Annotated in this window: 28 protein-coding genes and 1 pseudogene; 2 read left to right on the top strand and 27 right to left on the bottom strand. The window is 40.5% G+C overall.

All coding sequences use genetic code 11. The annotated features are described in order from the left end of the window. From HT721_RS09425 to tgt, 24 genes are all read right to left on the bottom strand, one after another. Entirely contained in the window at window positions 1-864 is an 864-nt protein-coding gene (locus HT721_RS09425; protein ID WP_000113589.1) for an L-ribulose-5-phosphate 3-epimerase, read from the bottom strand. A gap of 3 nt (window positions 865-867) precedes the next feature. Continuing rightward, the gene (locus HT721_RS09430; RefSeq protein ID WP_172924266.1) at window positions 868-1,533 is read right to left on the bottom strand and encodes a 3-keto-L-gulonate-6-phosphate decarboxylase UlaD; all 666 of its coding nucleotides are present in this window, start codon (window positions 1,531-1,533) and stop codon (window positions 868-870) included. A 16-nt stretch (window positions 1,534-1,549) separates the two neighbouring features. After that, window positions 1,550-2,035: a PTS sugar transporter subunit IIA gene (locus HT721_RS09435; RefSeq protein ID WP_001049925.1), complete on the bottom strand. Its 486-nt coding sequence runs from the start codon at window positions 2,033-2,035 to the stop codon at window positions 1,550-1,552. Between the two features lie 76 nt (window positions 2,036-2,111). Beyond that, a complete protein-coding gene (locus tag HT721_RS09440) occupies window positions 2,112-2,393 on the bottom strand; it encodes a PTS sugar transporter subunit IIB (RefSeq protein ID WP_000241466.1) in 282 nt (93 codons plus the stop codon). A 22-nt stretch (window positions 2,394-2,415) separates the two neighbouring features. Continuing rightward, entirely contained in the window at window positions 2,416-3,873 is a 1,458-nt protein-coding gene (locus HT721_RS09445) for a PTS ascorbate transporter subunit IIC (protein WP_000452074.1), read from the bottom strand. Window positions 3,874-4,003: 130 nt separating this feature from the next. Beyond that, a complete protein-coding gene (locus HT721_RS09450) occupies window positions 4,004-4,627 on the bottom strand; it encodes a hypothetical protein (protein ID WP_000932629.1) in 624 nt (207 codons plus the stop codon). Window positions 4,628-4,677: 50 nt separating this feature from the next. Then, on the bottom strand, window positions 4,678-5,667 hold the full coding sequence (gene jag / locus HT721_RS09455) for an RNA-binding cell elongation regulator Jag/EloR (protein ID WP_173229662.1): 990 nt from the start codon (window positions 5,665-5,667) through the stop codon (window positions 4,678-4,680). Between the two features lie 17 nt (window positions 5,668-5,684). Next, window positions 5,685-6,509, bottom strand: a complete 825-nt coding sequence (locus tag HT721_RS09460) for a membrane protein insertase YidC (protein WP_345890561.1) — start codon at window positions 6,507-6,509, stop codon at window positions 5,685-5,687. Beyond that, entirely contained in the window at window positions 6,484-6,855 is a 372-nt protein-coding gene (gene rnpA / locus HT721_RS09465; RefSeq protein WP_000739245.1) for a ribonuclease P protein component, read from the bottom strand. The genes HT721_RS09460 and rnpA overlap by 26 nt, the downstream gene beginning before the upstream one ends. Window positions 6,856-7,004: 149 nt before the next feature. After that, complete coding sequence (locus HT721_RS09470) at window positions 7,005-8,195, bottom strand: acetate kinase (protein ID WP_173229666.1); 1,191 nt, start codon at window positions 8,193-8,195, stop codon at window positions 7,005-7,007. Window positions 8,196-8,244: 49 nt separating this feature from the next. Further along, complete coding sequence (locus tag HT721_RS09475; RefSeq protein WP_173229668.1) at window positions 8,245-9,198, bottom strand: class I SAM-dependent methyltransferase; 954 nt, start codon at window positions 9,196-9,198, stop codon at window positions 8,245-8,247. 60 nt (window positions 9,199-9,258) lie between these two features. Further along, window positions 9,259-9,846, bottom strand: a complete 588-nt coding sequence (locus HT721_RS09480) for a class I SAM-dependent methyltransferase (protein WP_173229670.1) — start codon at window positions 9,844-9,846, stop codon at window positions 9,259-9,261. A gap of 32 nt (window positions 9,847-9,878) precedes the next feature. After that, window positions 9,879-10,292 carry a competence type IV pilus minor pilin ComGG gene (comGG, locus tag HT721_RS09485; protein ID WP_173229672.1) on the bottom strand — a complete coding sequence of 138 codons (414 nt, stop codon included), beginning with the start codon at window positions 10,290-10,292 and terminating at the stop codon, window positions 9,879-9,881. Continuing rightward, complete coding sequence (comGF, locus tag HT721_RS09490; RefSeq protein WP_173229674.1) at window positions 10,270-10,731, bottom strand: competence type IV pilus minor pilin ComGF; 462 nt, start codon at window positions 10,729-10,731, stop codon at window positions 10,270-10,272. The genes comGG and comGF overlap by 23 nt, the downstream gene beginning before the upstream one ends. Then, window positions 10,694-10,996 (bottom strand): competence type IV pilus minor pilin ComGE, encoded by a 303-nt coding sequence (gene comGE, locus HT721_RS09495; RefSeq protein ID WP_000413380.1) that lies wholly within the window; start codon window positions 10,994-10,996, stop codon window positions 10,694-10,696. The genes comGF and comGE overlap by 38 nt, the downstream gene beginning before the upstream one ends. Further along, the gene (comGD, locus tag HT721_RS09500) at window positions 10,959-11,393 is read right to left on the bottom strand and encodes a competence type IV pilus minor pilin ComGD (protein ID WP_173214457.1); all 435 of its coding nucleotides are present in this window, start codon (window positions 11,391-11,393) and stop codon (window positions 10,959-10,961) included. Before comGD ends, comGE begins: the two co-directional genes overlap by 38 nt. Beyond that, complete coding sequence (gene comGC / locus HT721_RS09505; protein ID WP_112445359.1) at window positions 11,356-11,679, bottom strand: comG operon protein ComGC; 324 nt, start codon at window positions 11,677-11,679, stop codon at window positions 11,356-11,358. Before comGC ends, comGD begins: the two co-directional genes overlap by 38 nt. A 1-nt stretch (window position 11,680) precedes the next feature. Further along, the gene (comGB, locus tag HT721_RS09510; RefSeq protein WP_112445357.1) at window positions 11,681-12,697 is read right to left on the bottom strand and encodes a competence type IV pilus assembly protein ComGB; all 1,017 of its coding nucleotides are present in this window, start codon (window positions 12,695-12,697) and stop codon (window positions 11,681-11,683) included. Continuing rightward, entirely contained in the window at window positions 12,645-13,586 is a 942-nt protein-coding gene (gene comGA / locus HT721_RS09515; protein WP_173214456.1) for a competence type IV pilus ATPase ComGA, read from the bottom strand. The genes comGB and comGA overlap by 53 nt, the downstream gene beginning before the upstream one ends. 76 nt (window positions 13,587-13,662) lie before the next feature. Then, window positions 13,663-14,028 carry a DUF1033 family protein gene (locus HT721_RS09520; RefSeq protein WP_045606653.1) on the bottom strand — a complete coding sequence of 122 codons (366 nt, stop codon included), beginning with the start codon at window positions 14,026-14,028 and terminating at the stop codon, window positions 13,663-13,665. Between the two features lie 149 nt (window positions 14,029-14,177). Beyond that, a complete protein-coding gene (locus tag HT721_RS09525; protein ID WP_173214454.1) occupies window positions 14,178-15,236 on the bottom strand; it encodes a zinc-dependent alcohol dehydrogenase family protein in 1,059 nt (352 codons plus the stop codon). Between the two features lie 162 nt (window positions 15,237-15,398). Then, window positions 15,399-16,550: an N-acetylglucosamine-6-phosphate deacetylase gene (nagA, locus tag HT721_RS09530; protein ID WP_173214452.1), complete on the bottom strand. Its 1,152-nt coding sequence runs from the start codon at window positions 16,548-16,550 to the stop codon at window positions 15,399-15,401. A gap of 151 nt (window positions 16,551-16,701) precedes the next feature. Further along, on the bottom strand, window positions 16,702-18,519 hold the full coding sequence (locus HT721_RS09535) for an acyltransferase family protein (protein ID WP_120164283.1): 1,818 nt from the start codon (window positions 18,517-18,519) through the stop codon (window positions 16,702-16,704). 100 nt (window positions 18,520-18,619) lie between these two features. Further along, window positions 18,620-19,762: a tRNA guanosine(34) transglycosylase Tgt gene (gene tgt, locus HT721_RS09540; RefSeq protein ID WP_120164284.1), complete on the bottom strand. Its 1,143-nt coding sequence runs from the start codon at window positions 19,760-19,762 to the stop codon at window positions 18,620-18,622. Between the two features lie 116 nt (window positions 19,763-19,878). Here tgt and HT721_RS09545 point away from each other — a divergent pair, with 116 nt between their 5' ends. Further along, on the top strand, window positions 19,879-20,757 hold the full coding sequence (locus HT721_RS09545; RefSeq protein ID WP_001108846.1) for a DUF975 family protein: 879 nt from the start codon (window positions 19,879-19,881) through the stop codon (window positions 20,755-20,757). Further along, window positions 20,747-20,845: pseudogene (locus HT721_RS09550) on the top strand (beta-carotene 15,15'-monooxygenase); the annotation flags it as partial. The gene HT721_RS09545 and the pseudogene HT721_RS09550, both read left to right, overlap by 11 nt. 25 nt (window positions 20,846-20,870) lie before the next feature. Here HT721_RS09550 and pcp read toward each other — a convergent pair. The 3 genes from pcp to HT721_RS09565 all read right to left on the bottom strand — a co-directional run bounded on the left by pcp (window position 20,871) and on the right by HT721_RS09565 (window position 22,426). Continuing rightward, a complete protein-coding gene (gene pcp / locus HT721_RS09555; protein WP_120164285.1) occupies window positions 20,871-21,515 on the bottom strand; it encodes a pyroglutamyl-peptidase I in 645 nt (214 codons plus the stop codon). A gap of 112 nt (window positions 21,516-21,627) precedes the next feature. Next, window positions 21,628-21,990, bottom strand: a complete 363-nt coding sequence (locus tag HT721_RS09560) for a DUF1304 domain-containing protein (protein ID WP_120164286.1) — start codon at window positions 21,988-21,990, stop codon at window positions 21,628-21,630. Between the two features lie 10 nt (window positions 21,991-22,000). After that, a complete protein-coding gene (locus tag HT721_RS09565) occupies window positions 22,001-22,426 on the bottom strand; it encodes a MarR family winged helix-turn-helix transcriptional regulator (protein WP_172581574.1) in 426 nt (141 codons plus the stop codon). Window positions 22,427-22,693 lie beyond the last annotated feature (267 nt).

The raw sequence follows: 22,693 nt of genomic DNA on the forward strand, positions 1-22,693 counted from the left end.
TTACATCAAACCTGCTTTCTTAATTAGTGGATAGAGAAAAGCTTGCGCCTCTTGAATGGCTGCGCGTGTTTCTTCTACAGTTTCACAATTTTCAGACCACATTTCGATTAGGAAAGGTCCATTATAATTGGTTTGTTTTAAAATATCGAAAGCTTCTTCCCATTTGACACAACCTTGCCCAAAAGTTACATCTCGGAACTGGCCCTTTGAACTTTCTGTCACTGCATAAGTATCCTTGAGATGGAGAGCTGCGATGGCATGATGCCCAAGATAAAATTCACTGTAGACATCATTATGCCATGCAGATACATTACCAATATCTGGGTATACAAAGAGGTAGGGAGAGTCAATCTCTTTTTCTACAGCCAAGTATTTTTCGATGCTATTGATGAAAGGATCATCCATAATTTCAATAGCAAGTACCACCTGAGCCTCTTCAGCCCAGTCACAAGCTTTTCTCAAATTTTTGATAAAACGTTGGCGTGTCTGGGGTGACTTTTCCTCATAATAAACGTCGTAACCAGCTAATTGAATAGTACGAACTCCCAAGTCTTGGGCTAATTCAATACATTTTTTCATGAGTTCTAGAGATTTTTCCTCTATAACTGGATCATTTGATCCCAATGGGTAGCGACGATGGCCTGAAAAACAGATAGAAGGAATACGAACACCAGTTTTATAGATTGCTTTGACAACTTCCAAACGCTCGTCCTTGCTCCAGTCCAGTCTTGCTAAACGCTCGTCACGTTCATCAATAGACATCTCTACAAAATCAAAGCCTAACTCCTTGGCAAAATTTAAACGTTCTAGCCAAGTAAAGTGTGTCGGGGTTGCCTTTTCATAAATTCCAATTGGACGTGCCATGGTTTACCCCCAAATTCGTCTGATTTCATCCTTGAAGGCACGCGCTGCTCCTGCTGGATCAGCAGCTTCTGTAATTCCACGACCTGCGATGAAGGTAAAGACATCAACGCCTTCAAATAGTTTGAGAGTATCTACATCTAGACCACCTGTTACAGACACACGGAAGCCCATGTCGATGAGTTTTTTAACCTTATTAAGGTCTTTTTCACCCCAAGTCTCACCAGCAAGAAGTGCATCACGAGATTGGTGATAAATAGCTTGTGAGATACCAGCATCTAGCCAAAGCTGAGCTTGTTCAAAAGTCCAATCGCCATAAAGTTCAATCTGGATTTCGCCTCGGTCTCCACGTTCAGCCGTGATAGCCTTTAGAGCCGCTTCCATAGTAGGGATAGTTGCACAACAGATACAAGTCATCCAATCGGCACCACGAACGGCATTATTTTTGGCAACTGTTCCACCAGCATCGGCACATTTTGTGTCTGCCACAATAATCTTATCTGGAAAAAGGTTTCGCAAGACTTCAACCAGTTCACTTCCAACTTGTAATAAGCAAACAGTTCCAGCTTCGATAATATCTACTTCCTGACCAACAGAAACAGCTGCTTTAATCGCTCCTTGCAAGTCTGAATGATCTAATGCAACTTGTAAATTAGGTATTCTTTTTGTCATTTCTTTATTCTTCTTTCTAACTTTCCAAATCCAATCCTTCGAGATAAGGGCTATCCTTAGATTCTTCAATCATAGCCAAGACATCTTCTTTAGTCTGGCAAGCCTGTAAACGTGCAATAGAATCTTCTAATTCAAACAGGGCAATGATTTGTGGAATGGCTACACTTGTGTGAATTTTTGAGCTTGTTGCTGCTAGTGCCAACAAAACAGATACCTCTTTCCCATCTGAAAATACAACAGGATTTTGTAAGGTAATCAATGAAAAGGCATCTCTTTGCACTCCAGCTTCAGGTCTAGCGTGGGGCATAGCCATACCTGGCATTAAGATATAGTAAGGGCCATACTCTTCAGTTGATTCGATAATAGCATCGTAATACTCTGGCAAAATTGCCCCACTTTCAATCAAGGGATCTACTGCTACCTTGACTGCTTCTTTCCAGTCTTTAGCTTCTAAACCTAGTCGGATCGAGTCATTGTCAATTAAAGCTTGTTTTAAATTCATATCTGCCTCCTTTATTTAAAGAGGGAGAAGGACAGAAACGATGATTCTCAGTTTCTATCCAGCCCCCTCCAACCTTTTACTGTAGTGCTTGACTGAGTTTTTCAGTGATTTCTTTATCATCCATCAAGTTGTCAAGCCCAATTAACTTCCCATTAGTTCGCCCTTCCAATTCTTGGATCAAATGAAGAGAAGCGATTACGATGTCATATCCTGCTGCTAAACCTTTAGCTTCACCGACACTGCATGAATTGACTGTAAAATCTGTTTGATTAAGCTTACGGAGAGCATTTTCAACCTTCATCTTGATAACCATTGATGAACCCATTCCATTTCCGCACGCTGCTAATACTTTAACCATTTTATTTCTCCTTTTCTAGATACTAAGCTTCTTCTTGAACTGCACCGTTGTAATATTTCTCTTTATCTTTTGCTTTGGCAAATTGAAGTTGAGGAATAACAAGCAAGAAGAGACACACAAGTACATAACCAACAATACCAAGGTATTTGAAGATATATCCAAATCCAAGCCATGGGAATTCAAAGTCGATATTTCCATGGTAACCACCATAAGATGCTAAATCAAGAAGAGCTACACAGAGAGCTCCTAAAGCAACTTGGAGAACACCTGAGATGAAGGATAGGATAACAGCCGCTTTCCATCCACCGCGTTTATCAGCGTAGACCGCAATGGCTGCATTGTCAAAGAACACTGGTACAAATCCTGTAATAATAAGAATCGGATTTTTAAAGACGATGAGCAAGACAATTGTGATCAATTGACCAATCAAACCAAAGGCAAATCCTGACAAGACAGCGTTTGGAGAACCAAATCCATAAGAAGCTGCAACGTCAACCGCTGGGAATGAGCCTGGCAACAATTTGTTTGAAATACCTTGGAAGGCGTTTGTCAACTCAGATACGAACATGCGGACACCTTGCATCAAAACGAACAAGTAAACTGAGAAGGTAAAGGCTGTTTGAATAATGTACATAAAGAAATCTTGTTTAGCAGGATTGAATAGAGTTCCTGAAGTGATGACTTCTTTATTAGACATAATGTCTGGACCCAAGATTAAAAGAATGGCTCCGAAGAATACGAGCATCAAGGTAGCAGATGCAACAACTGTATCGTGGAAGATTGAGAGGAACTTAGGTAATTTAAGATTGTCTAAACTTTCTTCTTTCTTACCAAAGCGTCCTGCTACTTTATCTACAAACCAGATTGCAAATTGCTGTTGGTGACCAATCGCAAATCCGCCACCACCAGTCAAGCGTTGAGTTGCCTCAACAGTCATATTTGAACTAACTGCCCAGTAAAGTCCACAGATGATACCAATCGCTGCTGTACCGTAAGCATTGCGCAATTGTGGTACTAAGAATAGAACCATAAGAGATACTGTTGCAGCTTGTTGTACCATGATGTGACCAGTAATAAAGAGGGTTCTTACCTTCGTGATCTTGCGAAGAGCTACGAGCAAGATATTTATTCCGAAACCAATCAATAGAGCTGTAGTTGCAGTTCCAACAAAATCTGGAAACTCTGCTGCAATTTTGTTGTTTGCTGCAGCAAGTCCAAAGTAAGGGTCGATAACCGCTGCACCAATTTGGAATTTGTAGTTAAGGGCTGCTAAGATCGGACGGAAGGTTGTAACCAAACCACCTGCACCCACATTGAGCAACATATACCCTACTGTTGCTTTAACAAACCCTGAGAAAACGTCGTGGGCAGGTTTTTTCAAAAGTGCGTATCCTATCAACACCAATAAACCTACGAAAAATGCGGGATTCTGCAAAATATTGCTAGAAAACCAATTTAGAACACTTGAAATGACTTCCATAATTGTTCTCCTTTTGAATTGTTTTTGTAGGTTTATTATATAATTTGAAAGCGTAAACAAAAAGACCAAGAATTACACAGCGGACTGTTCACTCTTGGACTGTATGATTTATGATATTTTAATGATTAGCTTAGTTTCTCGTAGCTAGATAAAATGGAAGAATTTTATCATAAGATTTCAGTAGGGCTTCTACGATTTCTTCTTCAGATGAATTCTCTGTTATAGGGACATCTATTTTAACTAACACTTTTCGGACTTCCTGATTGGATAGTTTATTTCTTAAAATTTGACGATTTTCTTCGTTCGCCTCCCACCGTTGACTTTGACCATCAGAGTAGACTAGATAATAAACACCTTCAACGGTTGGAACTTTTAAAACTTTGGCCTGCTTGCCTAGAGTTCGCTCATCTTTCTTACGCTCGATGAAACTGACCTCTAAGGAAATTCCAAAGTCAGTAGATGTCCCATACAAACGAAGAGCCAACATAGGTTCTGTTACTTGTCCGTCTCTCTGTAGATAAACCCAAAAATGTGGTCGTAAACGTTGCGCCTGATTCATCCACTGGCTAGTCTGTTGAAGTTGCCATTCTGGATGACTTGCTTGAAAGGCTTTAGCCAGTTCTGTAAAAGCCTTTCGAGCCTCTTGGCCTTTGTGGCGCAATTCCAGCATTTTCTCTCGCTCTGCTCCCGCCTTATCAGGATTACGGTACTGCAAATCAGCAAAGTCTAAATAGTCTCTTATCTTATTCAACATTAATTTAATCTCCTCCAGCTAGCAAAAAATCAGGATAACCCTGATTTTACTTATTCTGTATCTACAACGACATAGCGATTTGGCTCATCACCCTCAGAGTAACTCGTCACGCCATCCAAACGTGAAATAATACGATGAATAATCTTGCGTTCGCTATTCGACATTGGATCTGTCTGATGACTGCGCCCTTCTTCTAAAACACGAGTCGCCAATTTTTGCGCATAGGTCTGCAAGACTTCTGCACGGTGTTCAACATAATCATTGACATTAATAGTAATGTAGAAGGTTCTTGAATAGCGGTTGTAAAGATAATTTTGAGCCAACAGTTGCAAGGCCTTCAATACTTTACCATGATAACCGATAATACGCCCTGGTTCGTTAGTATCAATTTGCAAATTGATACTACGACGGTTATAATCATTTGAAAGTGTGGCTTCAACATCCATGTCATCAATAATCGTTTGAACATAAGTCGTGACTTCCGTAGCTACTTGTTCAATATCAAAGCTCGGTTCAACCTTCAAGCCCAAGTCTTCTAGTTCTTGACTTTCAGTTTGCTCAGCTTGGTTTTCAATAATAGGAGTTTCTACTTCTTCTTCGAGAGCAGTTTCTTCAAGTTGTAACTCATTTAAAATCTCAATGTGACCAGTTTCTTCTAAGATAGTGCTGGCATGTCTTTCATGTTTTAAGATTTCAGCCTTGACTTCATCAGAAATACCTTGGCCTCCCTCTTCAATCTTTTTAATTGCTTCTACAACATGACCCAAATCAACAGTTGCTTCACTGACTGTTTTAACAGGCTCATTCAAATCATTGATTTGTTTTGGAACTCCCTTTACAGCTTGTTGGTTTGCTTTTACAACTGTCGTTTCACTAATAGCATCGATATCCACTTGGGCTGGTTTTTTACCAAATAAGCCAAGAAACCCTTTTTTCTCACGAGAAATGACTTTGATATGAGCCTTCATTCTTGGAATATCTAATTCTTTCAATCCTTTCTGGATTGCTTCTTCAACAGTTGAACCTGTAAATACTACCATTACCAGATTCCTCCTTATTATTTCGTTTTCTGAGCCTTTTTCTTGGCTTTTCTTTTTCTATTTTCCAAATCTTTCTGTGCCTGTACTACAGCCTCGCGCTCTGCAATAATCTTGAATGGATTGTTCAAGAAATAGGTTTGCAAGACTTGATAGGCATTGGACACTGCCCAGTAGAGCGCTACTCCGCTCGGAGCATAGACTCCAAAGACAAAGATCAAGACTGGAATCCCATACATCATCGCAGTTGTAGCCCCATTACGCTCAGACAAGGCTTTATTAGACAACCAAGTACTTAAAAAGGTAAATACTGCTGCTAAAATCGGAAGAACAAGGGTCGTATCCACACCACCAAGGTTAATCCATAAGAAATGACCTGTCTTTAAAAAGTCAACTCTTGATAGAGCTTGGAACAAAGCCAAGATAACCGGCATCTGAATCAAAATCGGCCAAAGAGAATCTGACTGTCTGACACCCATTTCTTTAAAGACTTTACGCATTTCTTGCTCTAGCTTGGTTCTGCTTTCCATATCACGACCTGGATATTGTTCTCGAAGCGCCTTAATGCGTGGTTGAGCTTCCTGCATTTTTCTGGAAGCCACCATTTGCACTTGGAAGACTGGCAAGAGAACTGTACGAATCAAGACCGTAAAGAGGATAATCCCCACTCCGATACTGATATCAAACGATAAAAAGCGAATGATTTCCGCAAAGAAGTAAACAAATTTACTCCAAAAATCAGCCGAATCGGCTGTAATATCGCTAGTTGTCCCATTAGTCGCACAGGCTGTCATGATCAATAGAGACAGTCCTAGCAAACTAGTCAACTGTAGTTTCTTTTTCACTCCCATTTCCTTCCTGGTAAATCTTTGATAATTTTAATACGTGGAGTAGATTTTTCTCCATCTCTGCGTATCCCAAGGTTTCGACCCCTTTTCGAGCAATGACAACAAAATCGACATCTTCTACCAGACTCCCTTTTGCATTCTGGATAATATGCCGAATCCGTCGTTTGATTTGATTTCTAGTGACGGCATTCCCCAGTTTTTTGCTAACTGATAGACCTACTCGAAAATGGTTTTTCTGATTTTCTAATTGGTAGACAACAAATTTGCGATTAGCAAAACTTGTCCCCTCCTTGAAAATCGCCTTAAAATCTTTCTCTCTTTTTACACGAAAGTTTTTCTTCAAAACTCAACTCCATCTATTAAATTACTACTATTATACCATATTTTTCAAAAAAGCCAATCATAGCAAGGTTTTGGACAATTTCACCATAAAAAGAAGCTGGAAAAATCTCTTTCCCAACTCCTTGTACGGAATATTTTTACTAGTTTTACTTATTTTTTCAAGCGTTCAACGTCACGGGCAATGACCAATTCTTCATCTGTTGGAATAACCAAGACACGGATCTTCGCTGTCTCTGTTGAGATGTCTCCTGTCACACCAAAGACATTCTTCTCTGGATCAACATCACAGCCAAACCAAGAGATACCTGAAATAACATCTTCACGTACATCGGTTGCATTTTCTCCTACACCCGCTGTAAAGATAATAGCATCTGCTCCGTTTAGGACTGCGAGGTATTGACCGATATGTTTTTGGATACGGTCAACATACATTTCATAAGCCAAGCTAGCATCATGATCTCCTGCTTCTTTCGCAGCAATCACATCACGCATATCACTAGAATTAGCAGAAACTCCCAAAAGACCTGATTCACGATTAAGGACGCGACTAATGTCTTCAGGCGTGTTAAAATCCTCTGTATATTGCATTAAATAAGGAATGATAGCTGGGTCAATATCTCCTGTACGAGTACCCATCATCACACCACCAAGTGGAGTGAAGCCCATTGAAGTATCGACAGATTGACCATCCTTAACAGCTGTAATAGAAGCACCATTACCGATGTGGCAAGTAATCAATTTCAAGTCCTCTAATGGACGGCCCAAGAGTTTTGCTGCTTCTCCTGCTACAAACTGGTGACTTGTACCGTGGGCACCATATTTACGCACCTTGTTTTCTGTGTAATATTTTGTTGGTAGAGGGTAGCGATAAGCTTTCTCTGGCATACTTGTGTGGAAGGAAGTATCAAAAACAACTACACTCGTAATGTCTGGCAACAATTCCTTGAAAGCACGAACACCTGCCGCATTGGCTGGATTGTGAAGAGGAGCCAACAAGCTCAACTCTTCAACTTTTTCTAAAACATCTCCTTCAACTACTGTTGATTCTTTGAAATATTCTCCACCTGCAACAACACGGTGACCAACACCTGTAATCTCGTCATAAGCCTTGATAATATCGAAACGAATCAAGTCATCCAATAAGATTTTAACAGCTTGTGTGTGATTTTCGATATCCAAAATTTGTTGTTCAGAACGGCCATCAAATTTTACAGTTGAAATTGAATCTTTCAAACCGATACGTTCAATCAAACCTTTCGCCAATACTTTTTCTTCTGGCATTAAGTATAATTGCCATTTCAAACTTGAACTTCCTGCATTGATTGCGATTGTTTTTGTCATTATCAATTACCTCTTTTAAGCGTTTTCAACTATTATAACAAAATCTATTTTATATTTCAGTACCTTGAGTCCATTTTTGAAAATTTTCTTTAAATTTCATTAAAACACTTGCATCTTGCAAGCTAGCAAGTGGATAAACAAAAGGCTCTACTGCTATTTCATTTTTCTTCTGTAAGATAAAAATAGTCTTAGATTGGTTGGCATTAGCAAAGAGATTTTCAGGCAGACTGATGATAGCAACCAGACTTGCCTCCTCTTTCAACCAGCCTTTCAACAAATCACTTTGAGGGCTGGTCAACAAATCACTCGGAGCGAGAAAAATAGCATATCCATCTGACTTGAGGTACTTAAGCCCTTGTTCCATGAGCAAGTGATGGGCGTAAGTATGTTCTTGACTAGAAGCAACTTGATGGCGCGACGCAACGGCATCATCAGGATAATAGCCAACAGGCAAGTCGCTGATGACCACATCACTTTCTTTGAGCATTTGTGGACGAACGGCATCTCCTTGGACAAAGCCAGCCTGCAAACCAATTACATCTGCCATGCTTGCTGCCAAATCAATCAGCAAATCATCCACTTCCATTCCCAAGTAATCCACCTTTTTATCAAGCGAGGTTAAGAAAGTAGCGCCCAGAATTCCCATCCCAGAACCCATTTCGAGGATAGTAATTTCCTCTTCTTTAAACAACTCTTCCACAATAAACACCAAAAGTAAAGCAATGGCATCTGGCGTAAACTGGTGATTAGCCTGCAAGGGTTCTGTTTGCCCAGCCTTCATCAAGAGAAACTGGTAGGTCTTGAGCCATTCTTCTCTGCGAAGCGCTAAGCGTTTAAGGGCATGATTGTTCTCCTTGACCTGCTCTAACTCAGTCTCACCATCCAAATAAATGCTATTTTGCTCCACCAAGGCGTCATAAAAGTTGGTCGCCAAATCACTTTGGATGACTTGGACATTCTCTAGTAAATAGGTATAAGCTTGTTCAATTTTTTCAAAATCCATATTCCTATCTTATCAAATTTCCCTTCTTTTTTCCATCCTTATAGAAAAATCACTACCTGACTAGGCGAGTGATTTTTGGGCTACTGTTAAAAAGAGTTCTGAGTAATTTCCTTGAAACAGGTCTTCAGCGCTATAGAGGATCTGACTATGTACAGATGAAAAACCATGCTCAATTAGCTGTTTTTCCAGTTCAGCTAAATCAAATCCATGATGGTTAGCTTCTGTCTTGGTAAAATCAGCAACGAGGAGTTGTCCATCTTCCTTCAAATGTTGATGAAACAGTGAGAGAGCCTCATCCAAATCAGGCATATGATGAAGAACCCGACAAACAACAATGAGGTCAAACTCTTGCCCCAAGGGGTTTTTCAGTAAATCTTGCTCCAAAAACTGGATATTCTTGATGTCTTGCTGCTCCGCTTTCAAACGAGCTTGCTCCAGCATTTTCTCAGAAATATCCACCAGTGTTACAAATTGGGTTTGTTTGGCCAGAGGCAAGGCTAATAGACCCGTGCCACCACCGAAATCCAAAATTTCTTTGTCTGATAGAAGATCAATCTGTTTCTCGACTGCTTGACAAACCAAGTTTGCAAGGAAGATATTTTTAGGGGAATCAAAAGTTTCTGCTTTGTTGTTAAAATCATGTTTCATATTTTTAGTTTAGCACAAAGTAGCTTGATTAGCTAGGAATTCTCCTTCTTTTCAGATTTCTCTTCTGATTTTTTCTTCTCTGCTTGATCACTTGAATCAGTCGCTACCTCTTCCTTTTTCTCTGTTTTCTCTTCTTTGATTTTGACTGAAGGAAATAGAAACTCATATTGACTCTTAGGCGTACGAACCCTTGTCACCAAGCTTGTTTTCTTGTTTTGATAGCTTACCTGACCTAGATTAAAAACCTGTTCCCCACTTTCTTGCTCGGCTTTATCCTTGGTTCGTTTGGCCATGGCAAAAGCAATCAGTTTTTCTTTATTTAAAGCATAGTCTTGATAGTGGGCGACTTGTCGGTTCAAGTAAAATTGTAACAAAAGACTAAAGATGGCTGCCATGGTGACTGCATAGAGGAGAACACCTGCCTTAACTTTTTTCTTTTTCCACACGATAGATGAACTCCCTTTCTAAACCTTTTTGGAACTGGAAACGAAAGCGAATCAGTTGATTCTCCTCTGTAATCTGCGCAGATTTGAGTCCATAAACCATAGGCTGATAACCCCGTCCACTGGCATCAGTTTTTCGAAAATCATCCGATTTTGACTTACCTATCGCAATTTCCTTGCCATCTTGCTTCATATAGAGGCGATTGCCCTCCACTTTTTCGAACTGCGAACGGTCTAATTCTGCCTCCAACTGGTCCACAAACAAGAGCCACTCTTTTTGTTCGCTTTGCTGCTGGTAGCGAACTTCTGAAATGAGGAGCTGACTCATGGCTTGAAAGAGGAGTAAGCTTCCACTGATGACAATGAGGGCAATCAGGGATTCCAACAGGGTAAAAGCCTTGACCTTATGGCTCTTTGATAGCCAACAACTGTTCTGAACCATGATAAACCTCCAATCCCTTTTCACTAGAAAACACCTGAATCTCAACTCCATTTATGTTTACCTGATTTTGACCTGTCTGCAGGGCCATCTTAGCTACACGCAAGACTTCTTCCTTTTGCAAGATTTTTGCTTCTTCTTGTCTATTTTTCTGAATTTGTCCCAAAAGGAGGGTTGCAATGCTGGCAAAGATAGCTAGAGCGACTACTGCTTCCAGTAAAATCACTGCCCTAATTTTTTGTTTCCTTAATGCGTTTAATTTTTCCATTTCCTAGATATAATTGATAGCGAATCGCTCCTTTACTGGTCTGAAATTCAACCTTAGCCAGGGACGAATTGCCCCCAGCTCGGTCAAATGTGATACTTTGTCCCGATGGTGCCTGAATTCCTTTAGGAACTGTCAACTTTTGACTGCCATTACTGATTGTCTGCCCATCTAAGTTTAGACTAGTCTTTTGCTGACTAGCTACACTGCGTTTTTGGGTTTCCCGATAGAGTTCTTCAAACTCCATAAAGAAAATCTGCTCCTCTACCGCTGCAAAAGTGGACTGAACAGAGCCTGACAAGCCCAAGGCTACGATACTCACAAGTCCCAAAACCAAGAGACTTTCCAGCATGGTAAAGGCCTTAATCTGCAACGGTTTGACTGGTATTTTGTTTAGCATGGTATTCTTTATAAGCTTTAGCCTGTTCTTCTGTGATTCGCCCATCTGCTTGTAACTTGCTTAGGCTAGCATCTTCATTTTTATCCAAGCTATAAAGCTCTGCCTGGCTTTCCACCACCTTAACAACAGCAGCTTTTCCTTTGTCGTTGACTGCTTCTTTTTGTTTGGTCAGATTAGGTACAAAGAGCAAGAGAAGCACGCTGATGATGAGCAAGACCACCAACATTTCCACAAGTGTGAAAGCCTTCACTTTCACTTTTTTCAAGAATGTCATCATTTTTTTCATTTTAAAAATTTACCTCCATATTGTGATACATGGGCATGAGCATTGCCGCATAAAGTAAAACGATAATCAGAGCCACAAAGATAAAGACCAGTGGCTGCACCAAATTCATGGTGCGGTTGACTCGGGTAAAAAAGGCTTCCCAAGTTTTTTCAGCATAGATTTCCAACTCACTACCCAGCTTGGACTTGACTTCCCCATACTCGATGATGAGACTCAATTCCTTCCTAAAGAAAGGATAGGTTCCTATAGTTTGAGAAAATTCTCGACCATTTTGGAGAGCATGAGCCAAATCTTGACCGATTTCTTTAAAGAGCTGGGAACCTTGTTCCTGCATCATCTGAAAAATCTGCGTCAACTCCATTCCCTGCGAAATCATATTCCCCCACTCACGCGCATAATAGGCTGTCAAATAAGTCTGCACAAAGATTCCAAAAAAGGGAAGGCGTGCTAAGATAGAAAAGACACGCATCTTAGAACTTCTTTTATAAAAAGTGAGTGCTAAAAGGACACCTACTGAAACAAACCCTACCATTCCTAGAAAGATTTGTGGCAGATTTCCGATAATTTGGGTGGCAATATTGCTGCTATCCAGTTGTGGTAGTAGATAGTTCCGTAGTCCCAGCATAATTAAGAGAAGAAAACCCAGCAAAATCAAGGGATAGGTCGCTACTTCAATTAGTTTTTTCTTTACCTTGGCCAGATTGTCTAGATATTCTTCTATCTTTCCCAAACTCAGGTGGAGATTTCCATGGACTTCCGCTAGGGATAACTGAGTGACAATGGCACTTGAAAAGCCCAAACTTTCCATCATTTCTGAGAATGATTTCCCTTGAGACAAGCCCGTGCGCATCTGGGTCACACACTGCTTGTCCAATAAGGCACTCCTATCTAAAAAGGAGATGGTCTCCACCAGATGAAAACCACTGGAAAAGAGATTGTTAAACAAGGTGATGATATTTTTTTGCTTAGCTGTAGCTAATTTTTTCCGTTTCAGCCTGAAGACTTGTGATATGTCCATCTTTAAGAAGCTGGTCAATCTGTTCATTCCAGCTAGTTGGCTGGTGTTCTTGATAGTCTTTGTTGGCAAAGTCAACGATTCCTCCTCCCCCGATTAATCTCTGATAGCAGACTCCTTGCAGAACGACTGCCAATTCCTCCTCACTCACACCCAACTCCAACAGGCGCTCATAAACACCTCGAATACTCTTGGCGTGAATGGTTGAAAAGACTGTCGCCCCTGTCAAACTAGCTCTGACCACTGCACGCGCCGTCTCGCTGTCACGAATTTCTCCGATAATCAAGAGATCTGGTCGATGACGCAAGGAAAGTTTGATTAGATTTTCATAGGTCAACCCGATTGCTTCGTTCAACTGCAACTGGAGCATGTCGTCCTGCTTGATTTCTACAGGGTCTTCGATGGACATGACTTGTTGCCCTTTAAAGAGAGATTTAGCCAATTCGTGCATCAAGGTTGTCTTGCCACTTCCGACTGGACCAGCAAAAAGATAGAGTCCCCGTTGCCTGTACTGCTTGCCCAGTTCTTCAATATCCTGAAACCAAAAATGCAAATCCTGCGCCTCATCATGCAACAAGCGAATAACTAAACTCTCATGCCCTCTATAATCGCCTACAGTAGATAGACGTAGAGATGCCATCTTCTGGTCATAGGCATAATCACAGGAACCCAGTTGGCTACGTCGCTTTTCTCCCACATTCATACCCGCCACAAACTTAAAGTGACTGATGACGGCCGCAAACTTTTCAAAATCATAACAACCGATTTTACAGCGCTCGTCTCCTACCCTCATATGAAGCTCATAAGCGTCTAGCTTGGGGACAAAATAAATGTCTTGCGCTCCTTTTTTCCGAGCTGAACGAATGATTTCTTGTGCAATTTCTTGAACCATACTTACCTCCTCACCTATACTATTCGCAAAGATTTGGAAAAATAAAAAAAGCAACTCCAAAAAAGTTACTTTTTCTCTATTTTAATTTCATACGGCAAGAACGGTGCCTTTCCTTACCGGTTTGTTTTTCATAGCCTGGGCGTAGTTTTTCATCTGGGATAACCTGCTCATCCTGTAAAAGAGCCAAAGAATGGTATTGTTGTAAATACTCGTCACATTCATCGCACCAGCGTTGGTCTTCTGGATCCCAAAAAATGGTCATCAAGTCACTTCTGCTTTTATAAAGAGGGGATTCTTGTTCTAATTTAAACCAGCAAGTTTTGTAGTATTTGAGAGCATCATAATACTGGTCAAATTTCTTACTAGCTACAATATCTTCTTCCCAACCTTCTAAGAACCACCACGGTTCAAAATCTCCGTACATTTCTATAACACGATACATATTCATTCATTCCTTTGTACCGTATATTATAACCAATTCCGCCAGACAAGAAAAGAAATATGCTCATTCTTAATTTTTTGATAAAAAATCCAGTCATCTGATGGATGACTGAATTTCTATTTGCTTGTGTTCCAAAATCTTTTTACTACCTAGGCTTCAGAAATATCGTTTTCGATGATGACCTTAATTGCATGGTGGTCTGCTGCCTTACTGAAGACTTCATAGGCTTTTTCAATTTCACTGAGTTTGAAATAGTGAGTTACCAATTTTTCTGGTTCAATCTTATGACTTTCAAGTGCTTTCAACAATTGTGGAGTTGTATTTGTAGATACCAAACCAGTTGTTACATTGATGTTGCGAATCCAAAGTTTGTCTAAATCAAATTCAACTGGTTTACCATGTACACCACAGTTGGCAACTGTTCCGTCTACACCAATAATCTTTTGACAGAAATCAAATGTTGCAGGAATACCAACAGCTTCGATAGCGACATCTACACCACGGCCATCTGTCAAATCATAAATTTCTTTAATGGCTTTTTCAGGGTCTGAAGAATTAACCTTGTGAGTCGCACCAAATGATACAGCAGTTTCCAAGCGGTTATCGTCTAAGTCCACCATAATCAATTTAGCTGGTGAGTAGAATTGAGCTGTTAAAAGAGCAGCCAATCCAACTGGACCTGAACCAATAATGGCTACGCTGCAACCAGGTTCTACTTCCCCTTTCAAGACACCAATTTCATATCCAGTAGGTAGAATGTCTGATAGCATAACCAAGGCTTCATCTGACAAGTCTTCTGGAGTGTGGTAAAGAGTATTATCTGCATGAGGGACACGTAGATATTCAGCCTGCATACCATCAATTAAGTGACCGAAAATCCAGCCCCCTTCGTCTTCACAGTGGGCATAAATTCCTTTTTTACAGTAGTAGCATTTACCACAGGCACAGACACAAGAAATCAAGACCTTGTCGCCTTTTTTGAAGTTAGAAACTCCTTCCCCAACTTCTTCAACAATCCCAATCCCTTCGTGACCAAGAATGGTACCACTTTGGCAAGCAGGAACATCCCCTTTGATAATATGGAGGTCTGTTCCACAAATAGTGGTTTTTACGATACGCACAATAGCGTCTGTTGGCTTACGAATAACTGGTTTGTCTACATCAACAAAAGAAGCAAGTCCTGGTTTAACATAAGTATAGGCTTTCATAAAGCACTCCTCCGTTTTTTTATTTGTACTATTTATAATATAATTGTAAACCTTTTCATTTGCTTGTTCAAGATTTTTTGTGATATTTTTAACTTTTTCATTTACCGGTAAAGTAATATAGATAAAAAAGCAGAAGCTAGTCTCTAACTTCTGCCTTCTCTCTTATGCTTGATAACGTTTCACACCGTCTAGGTAGGTTGCTACCAATTCCAAATCTTTATCTAGTACGATAAAGTCAGCATCGTAGCCTTCACGGATTTGACCACAGACATCATCGATGTGAACGGATTTTGCTGGGTTGAGGCTGGCCATCATGACCGCTTCGTGTGGATTTGCAATACCCCACTCGACTACATTTCTCATACCATCTTTAAGTTTGAGGATAGAACCTGCCAAATTACCAGTAGATTTGAGACGTGCAGTTCCATTTGCTACTACAACAGGGAATTCTCCCAACATATAGTCACCGTCTTCAAGCCCACCAGCTGTCATACAGTCCGTAATAAGAGCGATGTTTTCTGTCCCCTTTTGCTTAAGTAAAATCTCACAAGCTTTTGGATCTACGTGATAACCATCACAAATCAATTCTGCGTAAGTATGTGGGAGCTCATACATAGCTCCTACCATACCGAGTTCGCGGTGTGTTAAACCACGCATCCCATTATAGGCATGTACCCATACACTAGCTCCAGCATCAACTGCCTTCTTAGCTTGTTCAAATGTCGCATCTGAGTGTCCAAGTGCAACTGTCACACCTTCACCTGTAATAGTACGTACAAAATCTTCCACCCCATCACGTTCTGGTGCAATAGCGATCTTATTTAGCATCCCTTTTGCAGCATCCTGCCAAGAATGAAACTCCTCAACACCCGGGTCTCTCATATAAGTTGGATTTTGTGCCCCCTTAAAAGTTTCTGTGAAATATGGACCTTCATAATAAATCCCACGAATCTTAGCACCTGTTGCTTCTTTATAATGGTTTCCAAGATTTTCAGTGACTGCAAGCAATTGCTCATAAGTGGCTGTTAAAGTTGTGGGCAAGAAACTGGTAACACCGGTACTAAGAAGTCCTTCACTCATAGTATGCAATGTCCCTTCAATGTTGTTGTCCATCACATCTACACCTGCATATCCATGAATATGAGTATCCACAAGACCTGGTGCAATGCTATAACCTGTATAGTCAATCACCTCTGCTCCTTCAGGAATTTGCTCTACATGTTTTCCAAACTTGCCGTCCACAAGTTCCAAGTATCCACCACGACGAACCCCGTGTGGGTAGAAAAATTGATCTGCTTTAATATAGTTAGGCATAATGTTAACCTCCTTAAAAGATTGATTCTACAATTTATTATGTCAATTACATTATAAACCTTTCTTTTTTATTTGTAAATGGTATAGACCTATTTTCTAGAGATATTTTAAAAGAGCTGGATTTCTCCAACTCTTTTCTCTGTAATACAGGTTATTTTGATTTGACTGGTTTGTCTTGAGCTGTTTGCAAGGCTGTAGCAATGGTATCTGCATACAATTTTGCTCCTACTTCAATAGTGCTAGTGTCACTTCCGAAATGGACTTGGTCTGTTCCTGCCCAGATTTCTGGATGCTCTTTCGCAACTTGATTCCAATCTGCTATCGTAATGTAAGGTGTCTTCTCTGCCAATTCTCTCATATAGGCAGCCGCCTTCTCAACGATGGCATAGGTCTCTTTTGTCTTATCTCCCTCATAAGGAGTCACCAAAACCATATGATGGCCCTTAGGAAGATTTTTCACGATACTGTCCCAGTCTTCCTTGTAATTTTCAGGATTATTTACCCCAGTCGCAATGACCACCATCTTAGGTAAAAATTTATTCTGGCTATTGTTTAGCATGATTTCATTGGCATTCTTGGTTGTTCTGCTGACCTGAGCATTTATCTGTGCTCCTGGAAGGGCTGTCTGCAAAGCTGTATTTGCCCTTAAAGCCACTGAGTCACCAATTAACATAGTACCATCAGCAATCCCCAAACTATCAGCTTCTGCTCGTTCTGCCATCACTTTTGTTTGGGCAATATTTGTTGCAGCTTGCTTCAAGCCATTGACAGTTAAATCTGTCTCAAACGCTCCCACTTGTGGTGCCAACAGAGTTACTAAGAAGACAATGAAGGCCAAGATTCCTGTACTTGTTGCAAGAATTGCGTGAATATAAGGCAGGGGACGAAGAGTTTGTATAATAGGTGTATTCTTGCCTGCAATCCACGGCTCCAATACATAGAATGATAGGCTAGCAAAGCCATAAGAAAAAATCAAAGTCAGTAATACAGCAAGAAGATTTGATGTCAACTGTGAAAAAATGATATAGAAAGGCCAATGGAAAAGATAAACCGCATAGCTAGTATCCGCTAAAAAGCTGATCATCTTTGGCTCCTGCACGTTAGGAGTCTTTTCATGTAAGACACGCGCCGCCAGAATCATAGCAAGAGCTGCAAGGCTGGCAAGCAAGAAGCCAATAAGATAGGCAAAGAGATAGGTAAATTTGACAAAGAAGGTCAAAATGAGTAAGAAGGCAAAACCTCCTGCAAAAATCAACAGGGTCTTTCGTAAATCCCAGATTTTATCCAACTGCTTGACGAGGGAAGTCGTCTGACGAACGCCTACAATAGTTGCTAGGATACTTCCCAAAAAGAATGGATAGACATGAGTTAAACTGGAGAAGTAAACAGAGGAATAAGAGGTTACTAGAAAACTACCAATAAACATGGAGAAGAAGCTGATCAAGAAGGCAGTGGCAGATAAAAGAAAAACCATCCCCTTCAACTGACCATTTGATTTAGCCTGTTTAGATAAGAACCAAACTGCCAATCCCCAAAGAATATAGTAGTGAACCTCAACGGCCAAGCTCCAATTATGAACAAACAAATGAGGAATGAACTGAGATTCATAACTCCCACCTGTTAGAAGTTCATAGAAGTTGGTCATAAAGCCTAAGACACCTGCAATCTGACCCCCAATTCCAGCTACATAATCTTGTCGAACTAAGAAAGTAAAGGGCATGGTTACCAAGACCATCAAAACCACAGGTGGAACAATCCGATAAAAGCGTCTCCTAAAAAATCCAATCAAGTCAATCTCGTGATTCTTAGAAAATTCTTCGATGAGTAGAGCCGTAATCAGGAAGCCTGAAAACGTGAAAAAGACATCTACCCCGAAAAAACCTCCAGGAAAGATGGTCTGAAAGAAGTGATACAAGAGTACCAAAAGTAAACCTATAATCCTAATCAAGGAAAACCATTTAATGCGCATACGAGTTTATTCTTCCTTTCATTGTACACTTTATTCTATCAAAAAAAGAAGAAAAATCCTAAGAGAAAACTTAGGATTTTTAGCTTATATCAATTCCATTTTAGAAATTGCGTCCTGACTTATTATAGCCATATTTTTCCACAAAATACTCACGAAATTCCAAGAGATTGTCAGCCATGATGGCTTGTCGCACTTGCTTCATCAGGTTGAGTAAGAAGTAAAGATTGTGGTAGCTAGTCAAGCGGATACCAAAGGTTTCATCGGCCTTGAGCAGGTGACGAAGGTAGGCGCGTGTATAGTTCTTACATGTGTAGCAATCACACTCAGGATCCAGTGGCGTAAAGTCCTCAGCAAACTGGGCATTCTTGACAACCAAACGCCCCTGACTGGTCATACAAGTTCCGTTACGAGCAATACGAGTCGGCAGGACGCAGTCAAACATATCCACCCCACGAATCACACCATCAATCAAGCTATCTGGTGCTCCGACCCCCATCAAATAGCGAGGTTTATTTTCAGGTAGCAATTGAGTTGTAAAGTCCAAGACTGCATTCATCTCTTCATGGGTTTCTCCCACTGCCAAACCACCGATAGAGTAGCCTGGAAAATCCATGCTGACAAGGTCATGAGCCGATTGGCGGCGAAGATCTTCAAATCCTGCCCCCTGCACAATCCCAAACAATCCTTGGTCATGCGGACGACGATGAGCCTTCAAACCACGCTCAGCCCAACGACTGGTACGCTCGATTGATTTCTTAACGTAGTCATAAGGCTGATAAAACTGAGGACATTCGTCAAAGGACATCATGATGTCTGAACCCAAATTATTCTGAATAGAGATGGCTTTTTCTGGCGATAGGAACATCTTAGAACCATTGAGATGGTTTTTAAAGGTTACACCTTCTTCTGTGATATTACGGCTATCTGCTAAGGAATAAACCTGAAAACCACCACTATCTGTCAAGATAGGCTGGTTCCAATTCATGAACTTGTGGAGACCACCTGCGCGAGCAATGAGTTCATCTCCAGGGCGAAGCCAGAGATGATAAGTGTTTGACAGGATAATTCCCGAACCCATCTCCTTCAATTCTTCAGGCGACTGAGTTTTGACAGTGGCTTGTGTCCCAACTGGCATAAACATAGGTGTCGGAAAGGTACCATGGGGAGTGATGATTTCTCCCAGACGAGCTCCTGTGTGTTTTTCTTTCTTAATCAAACGGTATTTGATTGGTGAATCTGACATTTTTTACCTCCGAAGCTGGGAAAAACAGTCCCAGTTCATACTTTGTGCCCAAGGGCATACTGTATGATTTTATCAAAAAAAGCTGGAACTGTCACGAACTATGGTATAATAAGAGAATGAACTATCCAAAAATTGATTTAAAAACAATTCGTCAGGAGTCAAAACATTTTCAGGCTGACACCCCCCGTCTCTTTCTCCTCTATATCCTTCCCAGTATGCTGGTCATCTTATCTGGTTTTCTTAATCCCTTATCTCGGATCCACGGGACTGTTTTAGAACAGCCATTTTTCAGCATACTTGGTCAAATACTTCAAGCCTACCTTTTTCCTCTACTAGTCTCCTTTATCGGGACTATTCTTTTGACCAGTTCCGTCTATGCAACACTGACACTCATGAAAGATTCTAAAACGGAGCCATCTGTAAAAAACAGCCTAGCTCTCTTTGATGAGGAGCGCTTTTCTCAAACCTTTTTGACCCTACTTCTCAAACGTTTCTATCTCTTTTTATGGAGTATCCCTAATTTACTTGGGATTTACTTCCTCTTTTATAGTAGCTTTTTAGCCAAAAAATTCGTCACCCTACATCCTGAGTTTCCAAATCTAGATCTCTCATCAGTTGAAACCGAGCGTTTCCTCATGGTCTTTGGACTCTACTTTCTTGCAAGTCTCATCTTGATCATTGTAGGAAATATCCTCTATATTCCACAGTATTATGCCTATTCACAGGTGGAATTTCTTCTCTGTTATAGTCTAGACCTAGGACAGGCCTCACCAAGACGAATCCTAAAAACTAGCCGTTCCTTTATGAAGGGCTACAAGTTCCAGCACTTTGTCCTAGATTTACAGCTTCTTCCTTGGTACTTCCTCAATTGGATTACCTTTGGCATTGCTAGTTTTTTACTCCTACCTTATATCCAATGTACTAAAATCAGCTTTTATAGAGCAGTACTTAGAGCAGCACTTAGTAAAAAATACCAACTAAACTACCCCTGGTAGGGCTAGTTTCTCACTCCTACCCTACATTCAAATCAATAAAATGATTTTTTACCGAGCAGTATTGGCTCGAAAACGTCCAAAAGCTTGAAGGTTTTCCCTCAAGCTTTTTTCTATCAATGAGTTTCTCCGCCTACCAACTTGAGGTCCTGATCTCCATGTTCGATAATGGCGCCGATTGCCGCTTCTATCCCTCGCCTAATATCCACTAAACTCATAGCTGGGGTAGTCGGTCGATTCACCACCTGTTCCATCATATAAGGAATATGCATAAAACCCGCCTTAACATGTGGAAATTTCTTTTCTACCAAATAGAGGACCTGATACATCAAATGATTGCAGACAAAAGTACCTGCCGTATTGGAAACAGAGGCCGGCAATCCCTCTTTTTTTATAGCTTGAACCATCGCTTTAATCGGCAAACTACTAAAGTAGGCCGAAGCACCATCTGGGCGAATAGGAAGGTCAATCGGTTGATTTCCTTCATTATCAGGAATGCGTGCATCGTCTTGGTTAATGGCCACTCGTTCAGGTGTCAAGCTGGTTCTTCCACCTGCTTGGCCGATACAAAGGACAAAGTCAGGTTGATAACGGTTCATCTCTTCTTCCAATACATGGGCCGATTTGTGAAAGACTGTCGGCACTTCTAGCCAACGAACCTCAGCACCATGGATTTCAGCTGGTAAACCTTTAACAGCCTCCAAAGCTGGATTGACCTTTTCCCCTCCAAAGGGCTCAAAACCTGTCACTAATACTTTCATTTCTAACTCCTCAAAACTAATTCAATGAGACTTTTTTCTTAAAAACAAGTATAACATATTTCTCTTATTCTGGAGTGAAAAGGACTAGAGAGACTAAGATTGACCTTTGAACTTATTTAAAGAGAAAAATACTAATCAAGGCTAAAATAGCTGGCCCACCTTGCTTCAAAATAATTTTCTTATCCGCTGTGAGAGAGCCATAAGCCGCAGCACCTATCACAAACAGGACAAAAATAGTCACAATTTCTAAATTCTGCGAGAAATAAATCCCATACAGGAGAAAGACTCCTAGCAGACCGTTATAAATCCCTTGATTTTTAAACAGTGAACTTACCGACGGACGAGCCAGTTCTTCCTTGTCCATGTTAAAGACACGACTAGTCGCTTCTGATTGCGTTGCAATACTTTCCAAATAAAAAATGTAAAAATGCTCCAAAGCAACAATCGTTGCTAAAATGATTGTCATAATTGACATCTATTTCTCCTTAAATTTCTATATTTTCAATACCCAAAACCAATTTATTTAGTAAACGGCTGAGTTCTGTTTTTTCAGACTCTGTTAAGATACTTTCCATCGCTTCTTTAACCTTGATATGTTGCAGAGGGGGATTCACTACTAACTGCTCCTTCGCATATTTCATAGTCTCTACCAACACTTCCCGCTGATTTTCAGGATTGCGATGACGCTCCACCAAACCTTCCTTTTCCAGAATTTTGAAATGTCGGGTCAAAGCAGCCTGATCAATCTTCAAACGCTCCTGAACCGCCATTTGATTACAGGGAGAATTCTCCAGTAAAAACAGTAAAATCTGATACCGTGTCAAACTAATCCCAAGTCTTTTTTCAAATAATTGCGTACTCGCTTGCTCAGACAAGCGGAGTTGATACAGTAAATCTTGAATCTCTATCATTTCTTTCTCTTTTCTATTGATTCATCAATAGTTGATTAATCAAGTATAGTACAAAGTAAAATAGATTGCAAGAATGTTGCTTCAATCATTACAAAATGGTAACTTCCATTTTCCATTCATATTGATACTCAATGAAAATCAAAGAGCAAACTAGGAAGCTATCCGTAGGTTGCTCAAAGCACAGCTTTGAGGTTGCAGATAAAACTGACGTGGTTTGAAGAGATTTTCGAAGAGTCTGACAAAGAAAAAAACGAACGAGACTTACTT

The organism is Streptococcus sp. 4094 (assembly GCF_013277125.1).
In the GTDB taxonomy this organism is placed as follows: Bacteria; Bacillota; Bacilli; order Lactobacillales; family Streptococcaceae; genus Streptococcus.

Bases quoted from the DNA above. Each gene is read 5' to 3' on its own strand.
- HT721_RS09425 (WP_000113589.1), bottom strand. From the start codon at position 864: ATGGCACGTCCAATTGGAATTTATGAAAAGGCAACCCCGACACACTTT.
- HT721_RS09430 (WP_172924266.1), bottom strand. From the start codon at position 1,533: ATGACAAAAAGAATACCTAATTTACAAGTTGCATTAGATCATTCAGAC.
- HT721_RS09435 (WP_001049925.1), bottom strand. From the start codon at position 2,035: ATGAATTTAAAACAAGCTTTAATTGACAATGACTCGATCCGACTAGGT.
- HT721_RS09440 (WP_000241466.1), bottom strand. From the start codon at position 2,393: ATGGTTAAAGTATTAGCAGCGTGCGGAAATGGAATGGGTTCATCAATG.
- HT721_RS09445 (WP_000452074.1), bottom strand. From the start codon at position 3,873: ATGGAAGTCATTTCAAGTGTTCTAAATTGGTTTTCTAGCAATATTTTG.
- HT721_RS09450 (WP_000932629.1), bottom strand. From the start codon at position 4,627: ATGTTGAATAAGATAAGAGACTATTTAGACTTTGCTGATTTGCAGTAC.
- jag (WP_173229662.1), bottom strand. From the start codon at position 5,667: ATGGTAGTATTTACAGGTTCAACTGTTGAAGAAGCAATCCAGAAAGGA.
- HT721_RS09470 (WP_173229666.1), bottom strand. From the start codon at position 8,195: ATGACAAAAACAATCGCAATCAATGCAGGAAGTTCAAGTTTGAAATGG.
- HT721_RS09475 (WP_173229668.1), bottom strand. From the start codon at position 9,198: ATGGATTTTGAAAAAATTGAACAAGCTTATACCTATTTACTAGAGAAT.
- HT721_RS09480 (WP_173229670.1), bottom strand. From the start codon at position 9,846: ATGAAACATGATTTTAACAACAAAGCAGAAACTTTTGATTCCCCTAAA.
- comGF (WP_173229674.1), bottom strand. From the start codon at position 10,731: ATGGTTCAGAACAGTTGTTGGCTATCAAAGAGCCATAAGGTCAAGGCT.
- comGE (WP_000413380.1), bottom strand. From the start codon at position 10,996: ATGGAAAAATTAAACGCATTAAGGAAACAAAAAATTAGGGCAGTGATT.
- comGD (WP_173214457.1), bottom strand. From the start codon at position 11,393: ATGCTAAACAAAATACCAGTCAAACCGTTGCAGATTAAGGCCTTTACC.
- comGC (WP_112445359.1), bottom strand. From the start codon at position 11,679: ATGAAAAAAATGATGACATTCTTGAAAAAAGTGAAAGTGAAGGCTTTC.
- comGB (WP_112445357.1), bottom strand. From the start codon at position 12,697: ATGGACATATCACAAGTCTTCAGGCTGAAACGGAAAAAATTAGCTACA.
- comGA (WP_173214456.1), bottom strand. From the start codon at position 13,586: ATGGTTCAAGAAATTGCACAAGAAATCATTCGTTCAGCTCGGAAAAAA.
- HT721_RS09520 (WP_045606653.1), bottom strand. From the start codon at position 14,028: ATGTATCGTGTTATAGAAATGTACGGAGATTTTGAACCGTGGTGGTTC.
- HT721_RS09525 (WP_173214454.1), bottom strand. From the start codon at position 15,236: ATGAAAGCCTATACTTATGTTAAACCAGGACTTGCTTCTTTTGTTGAT.
- nagA (WP_173214452.1), bottom strand. From the start codon at position 16,550: ATGCCTAACTATATTAAAGCAGATCAATTTTTCTACCCACACGGGGTT.
- HT721_RS09535 (WP_120164283.1), bottom strand. From the start codon at position 18,519: ATGCGCATTAAATGGTTTTCCTTGATTAGGATTATAGGTTTACTTTTG.
- tgt (WP_120164284.1), bottom strand. From the start codon at position 19,762: ATGTCAGATTCACCAATCAAATACCGTTTGATTAAGAAAGAAAAACAC.
- HT721_RS09545 (WP_001108846.1), top strand. From the start codon at position 19,879: ATGAACTATCCAAAAATTGATTTAAAAACAATTCGTCAGGAGTCAAAA.
- pcp (WP_120164285.1), bottom strand. From the start codon at position 21,515: ATGAAAGTATTAGTGACAGGTTTTGAGCCCTTTGGAGGGGAAAAGGTC.
- HT721_RS09560 (WP_120164286.1), bottom strand. From the start codon at position 21,990: ATGTCAATTATGACAATCATTTTAGCAACGATTGTTGCTTTGGAGCAT.
- HT721_RS09565 (WP_172581574.1), bottom strand. From the start codon at position 22,426: ATGATAGAGATTCAAGATTTACTGTATCAACTCCGCTTGTCTGAGCAA.